General features: G+C 42.5%; 4 protein-coding genes. All 4 read left to right on the top strand.

The window, feature by feature from the left end:
- The first annotated feature begins 77 nt into the window (after positions 1-77).
- The 4 genes from Q8R38_06695 to Q8R38_06680 are packed head-to-tail and all read left to right on the top strand — an operon-like array spanning position 78 to position 2010.
- Complete coding sequence (locus tag Q8R38_06695; protein MDP3791713.1) at positions 78-695, top strand: hypothetical protein; 618 nt, start codon at positions 78-80, stop codon at positions 693-695.
- A gap of 12 nt (positions 696-707) precedes the next feature.
- Positions 708-1058: a prepilin-type N-terminal cleavage/methylation domain-containing protein gene (locus tag Q8R38_06690; protein ID MDP3791712.1), complete on the top strand. Its 351-nt coding sequence runs from the start codon at positions 708-710 to the stop codon at positions 1056-1058.
- Positions 1059-1099: 41 nt separating this feature from the next.
- Positions 1100-1549 carry a hypothetical protein gene (locus Q8R38_06685; protein ID MDP3791711.1) on the top strand — a complete coding sequence of 150 codons (450 nt, stop codon included), beginning with the start codon at positions 1100-1102 and terminating at the stop codon, positions 1547-1549.
- Positions 1546-2010 carry a hypothetical protein gene (locus Q8R38_06680; protein MDP3791710.1) on the top strand — a complete coding sequence of 155 codons (465 nt, stop codon included), beginning with the start codon at positions 1546-1548 and terminating at the stop codon, positions 2008-2010. The genes Q8R38_06685 and Q8R38_06680 overlap by 4 nt, the downstream gene beginning before the upstream one ends.
- Positions 2011-2132 lie beyond the last annotated feature (122 nt).

Genomic DNA, 2132 nt, shown 5'->3' with positions numbered 1-2132 from the left:
GGCTACTTATCAATCCTAAATATTTCTCTGTTTGACGTGATATACTTTAGCTAAACATAAATGGAAAGGGGGCTCACTTGAAGAGATTAATATTTCTGCCGATTATTTTAATGTCGATAGCCGTTGCTGCCGCGGTATCGGTCGATGAAGTAAAGCTCACGACAATAGTTCCGGATCCGAGCAGTACTGTCCTGCGCGGTAAAAAGGGCGCTGTAGGCGCTGCATATTCTTCATCAACTACCTTACCGGATGCCTCCATACCGGCGAGCTCGCTTCTTGTTGAAGGCAATATCGGTGTCGGGGCGACTAGCCCTCTATATACCCCTAAGACTGATGCTTCGCATAACTCAGGCGGTAATATTGATGCGTATGATGTCTGGATAAGGACTGCTAATGGCGGAGCCGGATTATGGTCTAGCGCTGGGATGTGGGGAAGCAGCAGAATTCGTGTATACAATGGGCAAGTTGTGGGAGTAGATAACCCAGCTCCTGTTTCCACAAGTTTAAGCTCAATTACATACCCTAACGCGGTAGCAATTCTAAGAGGCGCTAACCAATATGATGATGATAGGAGTTTTTGGGTAGCAGCCCGTAATGACATGGGCGATGGTTTTTGGTATGTGGATGTTGATGGTGATATTAACGGTTCTGGCGGCGGGCCCACTACAATATACTTTTCCTTATTGTGCTGGTAAAAAAGGGCGACTATGATTGCTAACGGTAAAAATAGAGGCTTTACATTAGTTGAACTCATAGTAGCCATGGTCATCATAGCGATTACGGCTGTGGGGGCTTTTGAATTCTACGTCTTCAGCATGAAAAACTTCATCATGAAAGCGCGCCTGACCCTAATGGCAACCGATTTCGCTACGGATAAGATGGAAAAACTTTATTATCTTGCCCTTGGAGACTTACCGCCCGAAGGCGATACTACAAATGACCAGTTTCGCAACGACACATATCTTACTGAACTTAAGAATCGCGGCGGCAACTGCCTTATCAACGTAACCTCAACCACTAATTATAAAATCGTCACTACGAAAATCACGTGGAACTAGTAAAAAATCGCTCAATAACTCTGATAGAACTAATCATAGCAATGACTTTGGCTATTGTTCTTACACTGGCGGTTTCCTATCAGTTTGTCGCCATGATCCAATTCGGCAATGCTATCCAGGATAAAGCAGAGCCTGTGCGTGAAGCATATGTTATAATGAATCACATGACGAACATGTTACGTTTTGCTAAAAATATCCAGGTTAGTAATTCTCCGGAATGGATCAGAGCAACCATAGAAGGCGGCCATATAGATGCGGTGTCTTCTGACACCGTTTATTATTATCAAGCGAACGCTAATTATTGTCTTTACTTTTACAAATCAACAACACTTATTCCCGATCCTAATGAAAACGATGTCCTCTCTAGAAATGTAACATGCTTGCAATCCTCATGGTCTTCATCGAATAATTTGCTCATCATAAAGCTCGAATTCGAAAAAAATGGTTCTACTTTCAAAACTGAAACAAGAATATGTCCGCTCGAAACATGATAAATATTTCACTTAAAAAAGGATTTGCTCTAGCGCTGGCAATATATTTTGTGATACTTTGCGCGATAACCAGCATAGGTATATACGCCTATTCAGGCCACATAGTACGTGAGACGGTAATAGATAAGGGGTCTTCCACAAGGGGATATTATTATAAAATTGCGGGCTTGCGCTACGCGTATATCGCGTTGAAAGATCCTACGACTCAACTGAGAGGCATTAATGACCCTTACAATCTTGGCGACCCGGGCCTATATGTCTCTTCTACTCTCGGGATATCAGATCTGCCACACAATGGCGATAAGGTAACCTTAACCATAGGAAGCGATTCTCTTCCTCTTGGAGCAGAATTACACCTAAAAAGTAATGAGATTATAAAAGTATCGATCGAGGAATGGAACACCGATGTTGCCGAATGGGCCAACGGTAACTATAAAGTTACGGCTACTTATCAATCCTAAATATTTCTCTGTTTGACGTGATATACTTTAGCTAAACATAAATGGAAAGGGGGCTCACTTGAAGAGATTAATATTTCTGCCGATTATTTTAATGTCGATAGCCGTTGCTGCCGCGGTATCGG

It is taken from the genome of Candidatus Omnitrophota bacterium (assembly GCA_030695905.1).
In the GTDB taxonomy this organism is placed as follows: Bacteria; Omnitrophota; Gorgyraeia; order 2-01-FULL-45-10; family 2-01-FULL-45-10; genus CAZHPY01.
The sequence above is the reverse complement of the archived record's forward strand: the minus strand, read 5'-3'. Positions and strand labels throughout refer to the sequence as shown.